Genomic DNA, 17,669 nt, shown 5'->3' with positions numbered 1-17,669 from the left:
TTTACTGTTTGAGAATATTAAATCGTTCTCTGTACTTGGCAAGAGCAATTTTATCAATTGGCAAAACAAACGGATTTTCATTAACATCTATCCATTCAAATCTTTGAATATCTGGAGTACTGATTGCCATTTCTTCAAGATTGCTGATTTTTACAATATAATAAACTAAAAGAATCTGTCTTCCGTCATCAATTATAGATTCAACAAAATGTTCTTGTGTATATAAATGATCTACGATTTTGATTTTAGCATTAAGTTCTTCTTGAAATTCTCTGTGAAGACAATCTAAAATGCCTTCGCCAAATTCCACACCTCCACCTGGAAATTTGCAGTATATTTTATCTTTGTGATATTCGTAAAGTGCTAAAATCTTATTATCATTTTCACAGATAGCATAAGCTCTTACATTAAAACTATAGAGAGGTTTCATAAAATGGAAATCAAAATTCTTTAGATGCAAATTTAAAAATTTAAAAGCCGTAAAATTTAATTTCTTTACGGCTTTTGTTATTTGATCTATATTTCTAATTTATATCTCCTTCAAAATCAAATCTGCAACAACATCAATTGCTTGATTGATTATACTTTCTGGATCTCCTTTAAATTCATAACGTTTCGCTATTTCTTTATCTGAAAAAACGATATGCATGAAAATTGTTCCAACTGGCTTTGACTCACTTTCACTTCCACCAGGAGTTGTTAATCCCGTTAGACCTACGCAAATGTCAGAGTTTATATACCGATAAAAATTCTGCGCCATTAATTTGGTAACCTCAGCAGATTCTGCACTGTATTTTTCGATAGTTCCCCACGGAATTTGAAGTAAATCTTCTTTCATCGATGAATGATAACAAATCATTCCGCCAATCAAAATTCTTCCGGAGTTGAATACCGTCGAAAATTCATAACACATTTTTCCAGCAGAAGCACTTTCTGCAAATGATATTGTCAAGTTTTTTTCTATTAAGGCTTCGCAGCATTGAGTAACTTTATCAGATGCCATAATGTTTTAGGATTTAATTGCACATTTCTTTCTTAACCAAATGTAGATTCTTTTCAACAGATTAAACTTACATAATTCCTTACAACAATTACATTATAAGTAACTGTTAATTATGCAACTATCTTGTTTTTTCTTGTAAGGATATGCTCTTGATTTCATCGTAAATTTGTAAAATGCGATATACAGGAAATTATAAATCCCAAGAAAAAATAATAATCTAAAAAACAGTATTATGGAAAAGCAACACAACCATGATTATGGTCAGTTTGACCCTGATTATATAGATCAAAACACTCTTGCTGATGGTACTTATACAAATGAAGATCAGTTTAAACAAGTGTTGAAAAAACATGACAATCGGGAATTTGGCGAAAGTGATCCTGATTATTACGAACAAAATACTCTTATTGATAATGACAATTATGCGCGAGATGAAGACCCGTATCAATATCAGGAAGAGTTTATCGAAGATCCAAAACATCCGCAAGTTGATTTTGAATCGAACTCCAATATTCGATCAGAAAATATTCCGAATCAAGAGCGAATTATTAATGAAGATGATGCCATTACCAATGATGGCACCAAAGATGATTTGAACGAAGAACACCATCCTGATTTAGATTATGAAGAAGATGTAGAAAAAGATTCAGATCACGATCAAGATGAAGAATTAGACGATTTCGATGCAGAACATTATCCAGAAAACCATCCTCGAGAATAACGAAATTTTCGTAAATTGTAAAAGCATTAGTTTATGACTTTAGGAACGCAAATCGTCTGGCTTTTTGTATTAGCAATTCCGATTGCTTGCGTAAGTTGGACTGTCACGCATGAAGAGATTTTTAGAGAACCTCATGAATGGTGTGTCAGACATTCTAAAAATGACAGGTACATCTTGTCTAGAAAGTTCTTTTATCTTCTTACGTGCGAGTATTGCTTTAGTCACTATGTCACAATCGCTTTTTTGATTATCTGCGATTATAAACTTTTGTTAAATGATTGGAGAGGCTATATTTTGGCAGGGTTTTCTCTAGTTTTTATGGCAAATGTTTATATGAGTCTTTTTGCTTTGCTTCGTCAGACTATAAAAAAAGAAAAAGTCGAAATCGAGAAAATTGAAAGCGAAACGGATAATGAAAACACAATTAAATAAGTATAACTAAATAAATTAACATTATGGAGAACTTAAATTTCATAGACCCATTATTACACGGAATCACACCTGAAAAAAAGCCGCTGAATCTTTCTGTAAAACAAATGGTATGTGCTGGGGTTGGTGTTCTTTTAGCATCGGCTGTTTTGAAAAAAACAGGACATAAAAAAGCAAGTGCCGTTGTAGGAAGTCTTGCTTTACCAATTTTAGCATCGGCTTGTTATAAAAAATACAATCAAGTTAGCAAAGAAAAAATAGACGCTCAAGCAAGCAGCGGTATCGAATACAATCATTAATAGTTTTTGTTATATCTCATCAAAAAAGAGCACTTTTGTATAAGTGCTCTTTTTTATTTCAATTAAAAACTGTTTTTAAGAAATATTTCCTTCAACCCAATTTAAAGCTTTATTAAAGTCTATTTTTTTATAGCCACGAAATTCCCCTGGAACAATGTAACTAAATCCGTTTGTGAAAGAAATTATTTCATCTGTATCCGTTACAATTGCAGCTCTATTCCACTTTCCTAAATGTTTAAGCCCTAAAAGTCCATCTTGAAGCCAAGCACCCGCGGTAAAATTCTGAATATCGGTATCTAAAACCAATAAAAAATTAATCTCGTTGGTTTGTTTTACCAAATGTTCAACGGCTGGAACTACTGCTGTCAAAAAATCGTCTTTTGTTACTTCTGCCAATGCTCTAAAAGCTACAATATTATCGGTAGTATCAATTTGATGTATCATGATTTTTATACTTTTTTGAGTTACTTAAATGAGTTTTGTCAGAGCACTTTATAAAATACTCAATTGTATCTCAAATATACTTATAATCAGCGAAATAGAATTTACATTTAACTATTCGTTTATTATATTTTTTTAAGAGACAAAGTTTCAAAGTGCAAAGTGACAAAGGTTTATGTCTAATACTTAAATAGGTATTGCGATAAAAAAAAACTCAAAACATTATCATTACATAACACTATCATAAACTGATTTCCGCTATAAATCAATAAAATTGCGGTCAATTAAAAGTTCCAAAACTTCTAATAAACCCCAATTTATTAAAGTTAAAAACCTATGCATTCAAGATTTACAATATTGTACCTATTATCGTTTTTTGCCTTTTTCAATTATACCGCATTGGCGCAAAAAGCTAAAAACCTCAACGGAACACAAGTTGCGTTTTTATCTGATGTCCATTTACAAGATTTATTTGGCAAATTTTCAGATTCAGATTATAAAGGCGTTTTAAATCCGAAAACAGGAAAATATGCTTTGGTGCGCACCATGTCATCACAGCTTCATTCTACTCGAATTTTCAATGAAAATTATTTTGCATTTATAGCTGCTTTAGAAGATATCGCAAAGCGAAAAATCAAATATGTAGCACTTCCAGGAGATTACACAGATGACGGCCAGCCAATTCACGTTCGCGGATTAGCCAAAATATTAAATCAATACAGTAAAAAATACGGAATAGAATTCTTCATTACTACAGGAAACCATGATCCAGTTGGGCCTTTTGCTCAAGAATCTGGAAAAGAAGATTTCTTAGGAAAAGAAGGTAAAAGTCAACCCATTTATAGCAAAGAAGGTCTTTATAAGCCAAATTTAAACATTGAACAGCCCGTAGTTGTTACCGCCGATATTGCTAAAATGGGTTATTTAGGAATTACCGATCAGCTTCAGGATTTTGGCTTTCATCCCAACAAAAAATACAAATTTTGGGCTACTCCATTTTCTTCTTATACAAATGAAAACTATACATTCGAAAAAGCTTTAGAAAGCGCTAAACTGGAAAGTCGCGTATATGAAGTAGCACCAGGATACGAAGTTCCAGATGTTAGTTATGTTGTAGAACCAATCGACGGACTTTGGTTAATGGCAATTGACGGAAATGTTTATATTCCGAAGAAAAATGCTTCTACTGAAAAAGATTCTAAAAATTACAGCGAAGCAAGTACAGGTTATAACAATGTGCTTTCGAACAAAAAACATCTTATAAAATGGGTTGAAACTATTTCGGCTCAAGCCAAAAAACAAGGAAAAACTTTAATCGCTTTCAGTCATTTCCCTATGATAGATTTTAATGATGACGCTTCCGCGGAAATAAAAGAACTTCTCGGCCCAAACAAATGGCAGTTAAACCGTGTTCCAGTTGAAGAAGTGGCACAGGTTTTTGCAGATGCAGGATTGAAGATTCATTTTGGAGGTCACATGCATATAAACGATACGGGTATCAGAACTTCTGCAAAAGGAAATACTTTGGTTAATATTCAAACGCCATCTTTAGCGACTTATATTCCAGCTTATAAATTATTGACTTTCAAAAAAGATAATGTTGTCGATATTCAAACGATTACTATCGATGATGTTCCGAGATATAACGAGCTTTTCGATTTGTATAAAATAGAATATCAATTTTTAGAAAGTCAGAAAACGCAAGACATTTGGAATATTGATATTTTAAAAACAAAAAACTATCACGATTTTACCGATTTTCATTTGAAAGAATTAGTTCGTCTTCGTTTCTTAAAAGACGATTGGCCTTCTGCTTTCAAAGATTTTATATTGAATGTTTCTGCTAAAGATTTATTGGTTTTAGCCAATATACAATCGGATAAAGATTTTGATTTTATTCTAAAAAATAAAGAACAGTTTCAAAAAGAATGGAATGAAGCTGAAGCGAAATCTGATAGAATTTTAGCTCAAAACAATCTGAAAAAAGATAATTTTAATTGGATAGGCTACGATCTTTTAGTAGATTTCTATCGTTTCAGAAGCGCCGACGAATTAGCTTTAGCTGATGTTGGAACTCAAAGAGCAAAAGAGTATAAAGTTTTATCTAATTTATTTTTAGAAGGTTCTAAAGCTGATCTTTCGAAAGATAATCCGATGCAAAAACAAATGAAATTATTTCTTATAATTTTCAATAAGTTCATGCACGAAGTTCCAGCAGATCATTTCATAGTTGATTTGAAAAATGGCGAGATTAAGAGCTTGAAGTGATTTTTTTCTGTACAGGATGTATTTTTTTTAACGCAAAGAGCACTAAGGTTTTTCGCAAAGTCCGCTGAGTATTTTGAGTAAGATTTTACAAATCATAGTTCGCAAAGCTTTATGAATTCTAGTTTTGCAGATTTACAGAAAAATAATTTTAACAAACTAAATTTTAACATAGCCCGCGGTTTCAACCGCGGGTACTTACGGATAGGCAATATGGATTGTGTTCCTGCGGTTGAAACCGCAGGCTATATTCACTAAGCTCCACAAAACGATGTCCATAAAGCTTTGCGCCCTTTTTTATTTTATAAAATTTAGCTTAAAAAAAACCTTAGCGAACTTTGCGTTAAACCTTTGTGCACTTTGCGTTAAAAATAAAAACAAAAAAAGCTATCAAAAATGACAGCTTCTTATTACATTAAAACCTAAAATTTAATGTATCTAAAACCATTATGGCAAATGGGTTAGGATTATTTTTTAATAAAACGTCTTACCGTTTTGATTCCGTTTTTTTCAACTGAAATCAAGTAAACACCTGTTTTTAAAGTAGAAACGTCTACGCTATTATTATTTACGGTTTGAGAGGAAACAGTTGCTCCGCCTTCAGTATTAATAATATTTACATTTCCGCCAGAAACTTCGGTGCTGAAAAAGATTTCACTTTCTGTTGGATTTGGATAAATTTCTAAACTGGCGATAGATTGTTCAGTAGTTGGCGCAGCTGATCTTGCCGTTGAACCCGATTTTGTAATTTTAAACCAGTTTATATTAAAACCTGTGTTTTGAACATATATCCCGAAATTATACGTTCCAGCATTTACATTTACAGTTTGAGTAATCGTCTGCCAATTTTGCCATCCACCTGTATTTGGAACATTTATAGCACCAAGCTGAATAGTTCCTGCATTTAAATCAGATGATAATCTTCCGCCCGTAACTGCACTTGCAACTCGATATTCAATTTGATAAGAACCAGAAGTTGGGAAATTAATATTATAATAGGCCATCCAATCGCCTGTATCACAATATCCGACATTTAATCCACCGCCTGTATCAGTTGTTGCTTCAGTTTGAACACCGCTCATGGTATTGTAATTTTCTGCTTGAATTAAAGTTCCTGTTGCTGGTGGATTGCTTCCTGTAATAACTTGATTAATGGCAGTTAACAAAGATTTTGAACCTGTTGCATCTTGAGACAATTCCCAAATCATTACTCCAGCCGCATTTTGAATCGCAAAAGTCGTTTTTTGTTTGATAGTTGGAATTCCGTTATAATAAATTGTGTTTCCAACTTGATCTAAATTTTCAGCACCTGGATATTGAGCTACAATATTGGCATAAGAAATTCCTTGATTAGCAGAAGCTCCAAAACCGTATCCGTAAAACGGAAGTCCAATTACGGCCTTACTTGCAGGCAATCCTCTTCCTGTCCAATAATTAAACTGATTTACCGCCATGCTATAAGGAGAATGCTGACCCGGATTGTTTGGTGCCCAAGGCCCAGTTGCATCATAAGCCATAATATTGATCCAGTCGTATGTTGCAAAAGTAGATGAAGGTACATTTGCACCACCATATCCTTCTGAAAGCGCTGCTGAAATCAATTTGCCATTGGCATGCAATTTATTCGCTAAAGCAATCACAAATCCTCCGTAATCACCATTAATTGCTGGCCCTTCTAAATCTACATCGACTCCATCAAAATTGTGAGCAACAACATAATCGTATATTTTCTGAATGAAAGCAGTTCTATTTGCTGGAGTTATCAGATTAAAATAATTGTCACGAATCGCTCCTCCTTCTGAAACTGATCCTCCTCCAAGAGAAACAAAAACTTTTACATTCTGTGCATGTGCTGCATTTATGATCGTATTGCTTCCCGAATTAAAACTCAAATATCCATTTGCATCAGGATTTTCGAAAGCAATATTAATATGCGTTAATTTACTATACTGAATAGTGCTTGAAAAAGCATTTAAATCAATCCAATTTGGAATATATGCGATTACCTTTTTTTGGGCTACAGAAAAATTAAAAACACCCAATGCTAAAATAAGAATCCATTTTGCCGACATTCTTTTGTAATTGTCTTTCATAGTGATTTGTTTTAATTTGTAAATTATGGGGATATTGAAAAATTGCAGGTTTTAGATTAAAATCTAAAACCTGCATTCTAAAATTATTTTTTAATGAAACGTTTAACCGTTTTTGCACCATCTTTATGGAAAACAACAAAGTAGATTCCAGTTCTAAGACGTGAAACATCAATAGCATTATTATTGATTTTTTGCTCAGAAACTAGCGTTCCCGTCTGATCTATAATACTTACTTTTTCTCCGCTTACAGATGTTGTCACAAAAAGAGTATTTTCTGCTGGACTTGGATAAATATTTAGTTCAGCTGCAATCGGTTCTTCTTCTACTATCGTTTCAGTTGCAGCCATTCTCGCTGTTCCTGCTACTTTTGTAATTTTAATCCAGTTGATGTTCATTCCTGTATTTTGAATGTAGATTCCAAAATTATACGTTCCTGCATTTACGTTTACAGTCTGCGAAACGGTTTGCCAGTTTTGCCATCCACCAGTATTTGGAATATCAACATTTCCTAAAAGAATCGCTCCTGCATTTAAGTCAGATGATAATCTTCCGCCAGTAACGGCACTTGCAACTCGATATTCGATTAAATAAGAACCTGTCGTTGGGAAATTGATGCTATTATATGCTAACCAGTCACCTGTTTCTGTATAACCAACGTTTGAACCTCCGCCGGTATCTGTAGTTGCTTCAACTTGAATACCGCTCATTGCTGAGTAATCTTCTGCCTGAATTAAAACTGAAGTTTGAGAACTCGTTGCTGGAACTAATTTCCATTGTCCGCAAGTTTGATTATTGTTATCCCATTGCTGCACAATTGCTCCCGATGCTGTACTTGCTCCCGCAACTTCAACAATTCTTCCGCTGTGACGAGCCACAATTTTATAATAGCCATCGCCAGTTGAAACCAAAATAAACTGCTGATTTGTAGTTGCATTGTATGGATATTGTTCTACTCTTGCGCCATTAGCTTTATTGAAGTTATTGATATCCATTGACATTCCGCTATGGTTTGCAATGATTTTATACATTCCGTCTCCTAAATGCGTAAACGTAAATTTCTGATTGTTACCAGAGTTCAAAGCGCCTTGATTAATTCCTGCTCCGTTTGACATACTTGAATTCCAAACGTCCATATACAAACCACTATTTCTATTTTGAAGGAAGAAAGTTTGGTTTCCTAAAGTAGTAGTTCCGTTTGCAATAACTCTTATCGAACTTACTTTATCGTTCCAAGTGGTATTCAAACAAGAATTATCAGAATTAATTACTGTTGAAGTTCCACCGAAATTATCATCCTGATATAAAATTGCCTGATAACCTTGAGTAATTTTTAGCGAAGAAATATCATCATTTAAAACCCCTAAAGAATTTAAACGAGCTAGGTTATAATCTCCAATGGTTAATCCGCCTGAGAATCCAGTGTAGTTGCAGTCTTTATAAACTGTGATTACATCTGTTGAAGCTGGAACTGAAGGCGTTAATCCTGCATAACCTCCAAATGTTGCTATAACTTTTGTTGGTGATGGCGAATGAAGTGATGGCGACTGATCTGCAACATCATCATAAGCAAATCCGTAAGCTAAATTATCAATATTGATGCCTGGTAAATGCCAGAACTTAGAATAATGATTCGTTGGATTTACCTGATAAAATTTAGACGCATCATACCAGTTTTGCTGACCCGGATTTGCCGTTGTTGTATTTACAACATGACGATTAATCGCAGCCGTTAATTGTGATTGAATTACAAGATCTAAATCTCCGTCAACCAATCTTCTATCCAAAACACCTTTTCCTTCAAGAGCTTCTTGGGTTGTTGGTCTATTTTGTACGCGTCCAGTTCTTCCAACAAAAGCTCCAGATTGTCCAACCATTTCAAGTTGTTCTCCAATAACTCTACCTTTGAAAACTCCTGCATCACCTGCGTAGAAAATCAAATCTTCATTTTTGTATTTGTTCCAAATTGCATCAATGTATGATTTTAAATAATTTGCATATTGTCCAGATCCTTCAGCGTAAGCAGCCGTTTTAGAAGGCGCTGTAATTTCGCCCGTTGCATCGTTTACACAACCTTGAAATTCTACTGGAACATTGGCTTTAAAAGCCGCAACAATATCTGCGTGTTTTTTCAAATCACCCACTTTCTTTTGGTAGCCGTTTGCTCCAAACAATTCCAATCCCATTGGATATTTGTATGAATCAACTCTTGTTGGATTTCCGAAGAAACCATATTGATTGTTAGTCAATTCAATCATTTCATACAAAATTCCCTGATTCGGGTCTGTTGCGTTCTGCGGATTTGGCGATGCATATCCCGAAGGAGCTCCGCTGGCACCAAAAAAGTAAAAATACAGTTGAGAGCCTTTAGAAATAAAAACTCGGCATCCTGCAATTAATGGCAATGTGAAGGTTTTGTTTGGAATATCACTCAACTTAGTAAAGCAAGCAGCATATTTAGAATTTTGTCCCGGTCCTGTGTTTCCACCGTAAGTTGGTCCAGTAACCGTATTGTAAGAAGCGCTCATTGGTAAAACCTGACTAGTTTGGGCATTTACCCAAACGTGATTTCCAGTTGTATAATCGATACCAACAATGGCTACATATAATTCGCTGTCTGCAAACGGCGAATTATTACTAATCGTAAATGGTACAGGCCCTTGAGCATGCATCAAGCTTGAAAACACTAAAAAAAGTGTCGTCAAAAAAGAAAATCTTTGAAGTCTAATTTTATTCATATCTAAATAATTTTGGGGTTATGTAAATAGATTTTAACCAAAGCCATTTTCAAATAAATGGCTAAATAAATCCGCCAGGTGCAACTGGTATGCCCTCCTTGAATTGCACCCAACGGATTTAAAAAATTATTTCTTAATCAGCTTTTTTGTCCAGCTTTTTTGATCTGACTTGAAGTTCAGAATGTAGATCCCTCTGCGAAGTTTACTTACGTCAATTACACTTTCGTTTCCTTGAGGTCTATTTTGCAAAATCAAATTTCCAGTATTGTCATAAATCGTAATGACTTTATTATCTAAGTTTTCAGGAGATGAAACTTGAACATAATTAGTTGTCGGGTTCGGATATACTGCAAAAACAGTTTCTTCTGCTGGAAGTTCTTCCTCAACACTCAAAGCCATTCTAGCTGTAGAAGCTGAACCATAAGCTTCAATCTCATATAATGAATATCCGTAAGGAGCTAAAGCTTTCGTTGTACATAAAATACGCAGATATCTTCCTGTTCCGCTTACGGCTAAATCATCTGTTCCGCCATCGCTTGCCGTTTGTGTATTGATTGTTTCATTTTCTGTAAAAACATTATCAGTGGAAAGCTGTACTTTGTACTGAGTTGCATAAGCTGCTTCCCATTTTAATACTACACGATTAAGAGTATAATTGCTTCCTAAATCAACATAAATCCATTCGGTGGCATTTGCAAAAGAACTCGCCCATCTTGTACCTGCATCTCCATCTGTTGCTTTATTTGCTGTAAACGTCGCGTTTTCTTCTGTAGAAGCCGTCGCTGTTTTAGCTAAAGCTAAATTTACATTCGGATTTGGAGTTATATTTCGAACTGTTACATCGCTGAAAACTCCAGTTGTTAAAGTTCCATTAGCGTGAGAAGTAACTGCCATTCCTACATAAATTGTACTAGCCATTGAAATTGTTCTTGGTGTTCCAATTTGTGTCCATGTTGTTCCGTTATCCGAAGAATAAGAAGTAAATACATTTCCAGATCTTACTAAACGAATCCATTTTGGAGCTGCTCCTGTTGCCACTTCTGCAGTTGTTACTCCCGAAGTTGTTTCACGAGTCAAAAACTCAATTCCTGCCGCAGCGCTTGCATCGGTCATGGCGTGTTTTGAAGTCGGTGTTAACGTTTCACGGAACATTACTCCTGCTTTTGCGTAAGTGTTGGTATTAATTAATGAATTTACTTTAGCAATAATTTCGGCATCTCCAGTAATTGGCTGATTCACAAATTGAAACTGATCGCTTGTTTCCCAAATGTCATTTCCTGCACCTTTAATCGTAAAAGTACCGTTAGAATGTGTTGCTTCTCCCGCAGGTGAAACCGCTCCTAAATCGGTGCTAATCCAAGGCGAAGGCAATCCTGCTGGAGTTTCTGTCGAAACTAAATTTAAAGCTCTCAGATTGTCAAAATAATACGTATTTCCAGAATTGGTTCCCGGTTCAAACAAGAAAACAAAACGGTTGACATCATTATCTGGAGTCGAAGCGTCTGGCGTGCTTACATACGTAAAAGTAATGGTATGCCAAGCATTACTTTGCTTTACAACTCCTTGATAAATACTATGTCTTCCAACAGGATAATTGGATGGAACCGAAGCACTGCTCTCTGCCTGCCAAGAAATAATTGATCCAACTGGTGCTGAAGTGTAAACGTCCATCGCGAACTTTTTAGTTCCAGCTTTAAAATCTCCAATATTGGTCAATGTCGTATTGAATGAGAAGTTATCATACAATTCAGTCGATTTACGAACGTATTTTCCAACATTCGAAGAAGTATTGATTCCGCTAGCATTTGGATTTGCTGTGTTTGGCGTATACGTTCCAATTGCATCTCTAAACGTTATATTGTGAATCGTTTGATAATCTTCATATACGACACCTTGCGTAAATGTGTCTGGAAGTTTAGTAGAACCAATTCTAATATTATCAAAATAATACGTATCGCTTGTGTATGAACCTGAATTAAACAATAAAACCATTTGATTTACTGCCAAATTTGAAGTTCCCGCATCTGGACTTGAATTATAGTAAAAAGTCAATGTTTCCCATTGATTTTGTTTGGTTGTAATTGCGACATAATTACTATTTCTTCCTGTCGGATAATTGGCTGGAAGCGATGTTGCACTATTTTCAAAATTCATGCTTACAACCGTACCAATTGGCGCCGTTGTATATACATCGATCATGATTTTATTGGTCTGATTTTTAAATAAACCAGCATCTTCAATTGAGGTTTGTGTATTAAAGAAAAGCACATCATATTGCTCAGATGCATTTCGAACGTACTTCGCCACATTCGCAGAAGCATTAACAGAATTTGTTCCAGGATTTGCCACAACAGAATAAGTTCCCGTTGTAGTTCCTTTTATGATTTTATTTACGCCGTCATAATTTTGCAGAACATCTGTTGCAATAATTGGTTTTTCTGGCGCTGCTTTTGTCAGTAAATTATCAAAATAATAAGTTGCTCCAGAATTAGAATTCGATTCAAAAAGAATCACCACATTATTGATTGATAAAGCACTCGTATTGGGATCGATTATTTTTTCAAACTCAAATTCAATCGTTTCCCATTTGTTCTGAACTGTTGTTGTCGCTTTAAAACCGCTATGTCTTCCTGACGGATAATTGGTTGCAGTCGTAACATTACTGTTTTCTAATTGCATCGAAATTTTTGTCCCAACAGGAGCCGAAGTATAAATATCAAACGAAAGTCTTTTTCTTCCGTAAACATAATCGTTCGCATTGGTAATTGTTACATTTCTGATGTTTAAAACATCGTACAATTCACTTGAATTTCGAACATATTTTCCAACCAAAGCAGAAGTGTTAATTCCTGTAGCCGAAGGATTCGCAACAGCTTCTGTCAAAACTCCCGTTTTTACAGGATACAATACATTTCGATTACTCTGGAAATCTTCATGTATTTTTTCTACTGGCAATGCTGGTTCGGTTGTAACGGCTAGTTTGTAAGTATTGACATTACAGCCAGAAACTGTTGCAGCTACAGAAACATCTCCTCCAGAAGTTCCCCAATTTACGGTAATCGAATTTGTTCCCTGCCCTGATGCAATTGTTGCTCCCGCTGGAACAGTCCAGTTGTAGGTCGCCCCCGCAATTGCATTTACAGAATAGGTTTTACTAGTTTCATTTTGGTAAACTTTATTATCACCTGTTACCGCATATTTAAAACTCCCATCGTAAACACGAACATAATCGACTTGTAATTTTACTGGAAAATCAGTAGAAACTGGCGCTACTCCTGCTCCATTTACACTGGTGTAAGGCGTTCCTGCACTACCAACAGCAAGGTTTAAAATGATATAGAACTGACTATCGTTAAAAGGCCATCCGCCATTAACTGTCGTATTTGGTGTTGCGGTGTGAAATAAAACATCATCAACAAACCATTTGATAAAGTTTGGTCCCCATTCTACCGCATAAACATGAAAATCTGAAGATAAATCAGTTGGAGAACTGTAACTTCTACCCGTAAAATGATATCCGTTTCCATCATAATGAATCGTTCCGTCAACAGATTGCGGATTTCTGTGTTTGGCTTCCATAATATCAATTTCACCTGTATACGGCCAGTTTCCATTTACGGGAAGCATCCAAAAAGCTGGCCATGCTCCCTGCCCGTTAGATAACTTCATTCGAGCTTCAATTCTTCCGTATTTTAAAGAATACTTTCCTTCTGTAGTCAGTTTTGAAGAAGCATACGGCTGATCTGGAAATGAAGCATTCGGCTCATACTTTGCCTGAATGTTCAAATAACTGTTTGCTCCTTCTTTTACGATTGTGGCCTGATTTGGATCATAACGCTGTGCTTCGGCATTTCCAAATCCACAGAGCGACGGACATCCGTTTCCTGAGATGCTTTGCCATTTGGTTAAATCTACAGTTGTGCCATTAAATTCATCAGACCAAACGAGCGTATTACATTGGGCATGAGTTTTAAGAAATGGCAGCATTAAGAATAAAACTGCCACACAAAATTGTTTAAATAAATAAGAATTGCTTTTCGGTGGTCGGCCGAAAAAAAAGTCATTTTGCTTCATTTTTAAATAGGTTTTAGTTAGTAAATGCTATTCCTTCAATCAATGCTACTTTATAAAAATAGATCGTATTTTCCGACAATAACAGCGCAATATTAACTAAAAAATCAGGCAAGACTTACATTTTTGAGTACGGTTTGACTACGGTACTATTAAAAAAATGTAATAAATAGCCCATAAAAACCGTAAAACTACTTAGGATTTCATTTACAAGAGAAAAACTAAAAATTGAGAATAAATTCGGTGATGTTTGTATCTGATGGAAGCTGCAATTTTTTACGAATACGGTATCTAGTATCTTCAACACCTCGAACAGAAATTCCTAAAAGCGGTGCAATTTCCTTTGTATTGAAGTTCATTCGCAAATAAGCACACAATCGCATATCGCGTGGAGTCAATTCTGGATAACTTGATTTTAATCGTTGCATAAAATTATCATGCAATTGATTGAAAATTTCTTCAAATTCATTCCAATGCTTGTCTCCCTGCAATTCGTGGTCGATTAATTTATTGATTTTCATCAGAAGACTGAAGTTTACATTTGGATCGTTTTTCTTATCAATCTGACCAATCAATTCTTTTATCGAAAGCAAAATTTCATTCAAATGAATCAAATTGACGGTATTCGAAGCCACTTTAGCATTTTTGAGGTTAATTGTAGTTTGAAGATTTTCACGCACAATCGCCATATTTTCTTGTTCTAAAGCCAATTTCTGCTCATTTAGTTCCGCACGATTTCGAAGCAATTCTTTCTCCTGATTGAGAATTAACTGCTCTCGCTCACGTTCTGCAACTCCTTTTTGATATTTAATAATGGTATAAATTAAAACTCCAAAAAGCATCAAATACAAAATATAAGCCCAAGTAGTTCTATACCAAGGCGGTAAAACTTCAAATCGAAAAACGGCCTCTTCACTAACTACATCATACATATTTTTTGCTCTTACGTGAAAAATATATTCGTTTTCAGGCAAATTGGTATATTCTTTTTCTGTTTGAAGACTATAATCTGACCATGTTGGTTCAAAACCTTCTAGCCAATATTCATATTTTGTGGCATCGGCATCATCAAAACAAAGGGATGCAAAAGAAAAATGAAGAGCATTATTAGAATGAGACAAAACAGTCGAAAATTTATCGCTTACTGATCCTGTTTTATTCGGAAGAACATCATAACGGCTAGAAAACAGCAAACTATCTTTAGGGAAAATACATTTTACTTCTGAAATAACTGCTTTATATTTCGTTTGATATTTCTTATTTTTAATAGCGCTGTAATGAATCAAACCTTCTTGTGTTCCAAAGAAAACATCGCCACTTTTTGTGGTTTGAATATTTTCGAAACCAGGAACATATAAATAGCGAAGTTTTCGAAAAGGAAGTTCTTCCACTTTAAAACTTCCATTTTTCTGCTTGTTCATTTTTCCTGTGTTTTCGCCAGAAACATACCAAATATTGTCCTGATTGTCTGGTTTTAATAATCGGATATGATTTTCTAATCCGAGATATTTCTTGAAAACAGGATCTGGAATCATCTTTTTTGAAGATACATCTTGTCTGTAAACGCCTTTTGTTGTTCCAAACAAAATCTGATTATCGACTTTAAAAGTGTTCAAAAACAAGCTCGATGGAAAACCATTTTTATCATTATAAAACTGAATATCGGTAACCGAATCAAATGCTGCATTGAATTTAATCTTGTAAATTCCTTTATATCCGTGTGCAATCCAAATGTTTCCTTGTTTATCGGTTTCCATAATTCTGCTGCTTTCCTCAAAACCTTTTATTCGATGTTGAAAAACCCAAGAACCATTTGTTTTTTTCAAAAGATACAATCCGGTATAACCGCCAACAAGCAATAAATCAGCATGATTGGGAACTAGAATTCCCTGCCAAGCGCCATCAATTTTGGCTAACGCTTTCGCGGAATTTCCATTGATTTCAAATATTCCGTTTTTTTCAAAAGCCAATAACGAATTACCGAAAACACCAACATTCCAAACATTTTCAGACATTCCAGAAACATGCTGAAAGGTCACGTTTTCTCTTTTTCCGCTTTTATAAGCTTCCCAATTCAGCCAAAACAAACCGTTGTCGGTACCGATATATAATTTATTTTGGTAAATCTGACTGCAATAAATTTTGGTTTCAGAATTAGTGCCGTCAATGATTTTTGACAAAGGAGACGAAATCTGAATTAACGAAATTCCGCCTTTAAGTGTCACCCACAGATTTCCTTCTTTATCAATTTTAAAATTGGTTACATATTCATTCTGAAGTCCCATTTGTTTATCGATGTGTTGAATCAAATGCCCTGAACCATCTATAACTATCAACCCAGATTGACGGGTTCCAATTCCGAAATAACCGTCTGAAAGTTCAATTCCTGCTGAAATCTGACTTTGCTTTAATAAATAATCAACTTCCGTTATAAAAGGCTTTATTTGATTTTCATTGAAAGTAAAAAGACCCTTTTTTTGAGTTAATAGTAAAAGTCCGTTTTGGGTTTGAAAAATCTTTCTAACCTGCAATCCAACAAACTTCTGACTATTTTCTACAGGAATTAATGCGTTATCTTTTAGCTTTAACAATCCTTTTTCATTGTCTGAAACATAAATCTCTTTCCCTACTTCGAAAAAATCATCAAAAGAAGTTTTAGCATCTATGACTGTGATTGAATTGTTTTTATAAATAAAAATCCTTTCATAAGAGAAAAAAATGACTTCATTATTTCGAATGACCGTATGAAGTACATCTCCAAAATTTCGAGCCGATTTAGGAAGCAGTTTTACTAAAGAAGTATATTGATATTGCCCATTTGGAAGCTGAATCACAAACCCGAAATCACCTTGCGCGCCAACGAACATTTTATCGTTTTTATCAATTGTCATAGAGCGCACCATGCTTCGGTTTTCTGGTTGCGTCACAATTCCCCAGCGCACACCATCAAATTGCATAATTCCAAAATGATTGGCAAAAAACATCATGCCTTTAGAATCTTGCAAAACATCCCAATTCTCTGATGCCGCTTTATAAGCTTTCGGACTGTAATTGACTATAAAAGGAACTCCAATCTTTTTGATTTGAGAATTGATAATTGGAGAAAATAATAGGAATAAAAGTAAAATTCTAATTTTAAATTTCATCATTCTGTTTGCGTCTGTAGGTTAGTTTTGTGATTTTAAAATCACAATCTGGAAAATGCTTCTTTGGGAAAAGTCATTTTCTAGACAAAAAACATTCTTTTTTTAAATGTATCAATAACAATTATTCATTATTATTAAAGCAAAAAAGAGAATGTCGAAACTCAAATATATAAAATTTTATTTTAATGCAATAAATCGCGTTTTAATAAGAGAATTTGATAATTAGAAAATATGCCGATTAGAAAATTTGATTACGCACATACCATTCATTCCGCAAAATAGGTGTCCCTACAGGACACTATGCAAATACGTTTTCTCAACCGACCAGATATTACTAACGGAATATTTTTTTTAGTAAAATAAATCAATTCAAAAATCTAAATCTTGTTTTCTCATTTTCAGCATTCTGTACAGAATTACACCTATTCTGTATTTTCAATTCCGTTTTGATTTGTACTTTTATATT

11 protein-coding genes are annotated in these 17,669 nt (G+C 34.5%); 4 read left to right on the top strand and 7 right to left on the bottom strand.

What is annotated here, in order from left to right:
- Window position 1: 1 nt before the first annotated feature.
- The gene (locus DM444_RS19265; protein WP_111289657.1) at window positions 2-430 is read right to left on the bottom strand and encodes an NUDIX domain-containing protein; all 429 of its coding nucleotides are present in this window, start codon (window positions 428-430) and stop codon (window positions 2-4) included.
- Between the two features lie 99 nt (window positions 431-529).
- Window positions 530-1,003 (bottom strand): CinA family protein, encoded by a 474-nt coding sequence (locus tag DM444_RS19260; RefSeq protein ID WP_111289655.1) that lies wholly within the window; start codon window positions 1,001-1,003, stop codon window positions 530-532.
- A gap of 232 nt (window positions 1,004-1,235) precedes the next feature.
- On the opposite strand from DM444_RS19260, the gene DM444_RS19255 reads away from it, so the two are divergent.
- Genes DM444_RS19255 through DM444_RS19245 form a run of 3 tightly spaced genes read left to right on the top strand, consistent with a single transcriptional unit; the run spans window position 1,236 to window position 2,452 of the window.
- Window positions 1,236-1,724, top strand: coding sequence for a hypothetical protein (locus DM444_RS19255; RefSeq protein ID WP_111289654.1), 489 nt, complete (start codon window positions 1,236-1,238; stop codon window positions 1,722-1,724).
- 33 nt (window positions 1,725-1,757) lie between these two features.
- Entirely contained in the window at window positions 1,758-2,156 is a 399-nt protein-coding gene (locus DM444_RS19250) for a hypothetical protein (protein WP_111289652.1), read from the top strand.
- A 23-nt stretch (window positions 2,157-2,179) separates the two neighbouring features.
- The gene (locus DM444_RS19245) at window positions 2,180-2,452 is read left to right on the top strand and encodes a PrgI family protein (RefSeq protein ID WP_111289650.1); all 273 of its coding nucleotides are present in this window, start codon (window positions 2,180-2,182) and stop codon (window positions 2,450-2,452) included.
- Window positions 2,453-2,527: 75 nt separating this feature from the next.
- On the opposite strand, the gene DM444_RS19240 is transcribed toward DM444_RS19245, so the two are convergent.
- Window positions 2,528-2,896 (bottom strand): SpoIIAA family protein, encoded by a 369-nt coding sequence (locus tag DM444_RS19240; protein WP_111289648.1) that lies wholly within the window; start codon window positions 2,894-2,896, stop codon window positions 2,528-2,530.
- Between the two features lie 333 nt (window positions 2,897-3,229).
- Between DM444_RS19240 and DM444_RS19235 the strand changes: the two genes are divergently transcribed.
- A complete protein-coding gene (locus DM444_RS19235; RefSeq protein ID WP_111289646.1) occupies window positions 3,230-5,161 on the top strand; it encodes a metallophosphoesterase family protein in 1,932 nt (643 codons plus the stop codon).
- Between the two features lie 464 nt (window positions 5,162-5,625).
- Here the strand turns inward: DM444_RS19235 and DM444_RS19230 are convergent, their stop codons facing one another.
- The 4 genes from DM444_RS19230 to DM444_RS19215 form a co-directional block, all read right to left on the bottom strand.
- The gene (locus DM444_RS19230) at window positions 5,626-7,251 is read right to left on the bottom strand and encodes a glycosyl hydrolase family 18 protein (RefSeq protein ID WP_111289644.1); all 1,626 of its coding nucleotides are present in this window, start codon (window positions 7,249-7,251) and stop codon (window positions 5,626-5,628) included.
- 83 nt (window positions 7,252-7,334) lie between these two features.
- Window positions 7,335-9,986, bottom strand: coding sequence for a beta-1,3-glucanase family protein (locus tag DM444_RS19225; RefSeq protein WP_111289642.1), 2,652 nt, complete (start codon window positions 9,984-9,986; stop codon window positions 7,335-7,337).
- A 126-nt stretch (window positions 9,987-10,112) separates the two neighbouring features.
- Window positions 10,113-13,991 carry a family 16 glycosylhydrolase gene (locus DM444_RS19220; protein ID WP_239455724.1) on the bottom strand — a complete coding sequence of 1,293 codons (3,879 nt, stop codon included), beginning with the start codon at window positions 13,989-13,991 and terminating at the stop codon, window positions 10,113-10,115.
- 287 nt (window positions 13,992-14,278) lie between these two features.
- The gene (locus DM444_RS19215; RefSeq protein ID WP_239455723.1) at window positions 14,279-17,206 is read right to left on the bottom strand and encodes a triple tyrosine motif-containing protein; all 2,928 of its coding nucleotides are present in this window, start codon (window positions 17,204-17,206) and stop codon (window positions 14,279-14,281) included.
- Window positions 17,207-17,669 lie beyond the last annotated feature (463 nt).

Source organism: Flavobacterium ginsenosidimutans (assembly GCF_003254625.1).
In the GTDB taxonomy this organism is placed as follows: domain Bacteria; phylum Bacteroidota; class Bacteroidia; order Flavobacteriales; family Flavobacteriaceae; genus Flavobacterium; species Flavobacterium ginsenosidimutans.
This window is presented reverse-complemented; position numbering and strand designations above follow the sequence as displayed.

Bases quoted from the DNA above. Each gene is read 5' to 3' on its own strand.
- DM444_RS19265 (WP_111289657.1), bottom strand. From the start codon at position 430: ATGAAACCTCTCTATAGTTTTAATGTAAGAGCTTATGCTATCTGTGAA.
- DM444_RS19260 (WP_111289655.1), bottom strand. From the start codon at position 1,003: ATGGCATCTGATAAAGTTACTCAATGCTGCGAAGCCTTAATAGAAAAA.
- DM444_RS19255 (WP_111289654.1), top strand. From the start codon at position 1,236: ATGGAAAAGCAACACAACCATGATTATGGTCAGTTTGACCCTGATTAT.
- DM444_RS19250 (WP_111289652.1), top strand. From the start codon at position 1,758: ATGACTTTAGGAACGCAAATCGTCTGGCTTTTTGTATTAGCAATTCCG.
- DM444_RS19245 (WP_111289650.1), top strand. From the start codon at position 2,180: ATGGAGAACTTAAATTTCATAGACCCATTATTACACGGAATCACACCT.
- DM444_RS19240 (WP_111289648.1), bottom strand. From the start codon at position 2,896: ATGATACATCAAATTGATACTACCGATAATATTGTAGCTTTTAGAGCA.
- DM444_RS19235 (WP_111289646.1), top strand. From the start codon at position 3,230: ATGCATTCAAGATTTACAATATTGTACCTATTATCGTTTTTTGCCTTT.
- DM444_RS19230 (WP_111289644.1), bottom strand. From the start codon at position 7,251: ATGAAAGACAATTACAAAAGAATGTCGGCAAAATGGATTCTTATTTTA.
- DM444_RS19225 (WP_111289642.1), bottom strand. From the start codon at position 9,986: ATGAATAAAATTAGACTTCAAAGATTTTCTTTTTTGACGACACTTTTT.
- DM444_RS19215 (WP_239455723.1), bottom strand. From the start codon at position 17,206: ATGATGAAATTTAAAATTAGAATTTTACTTTTATTCCTATTATTTTCT.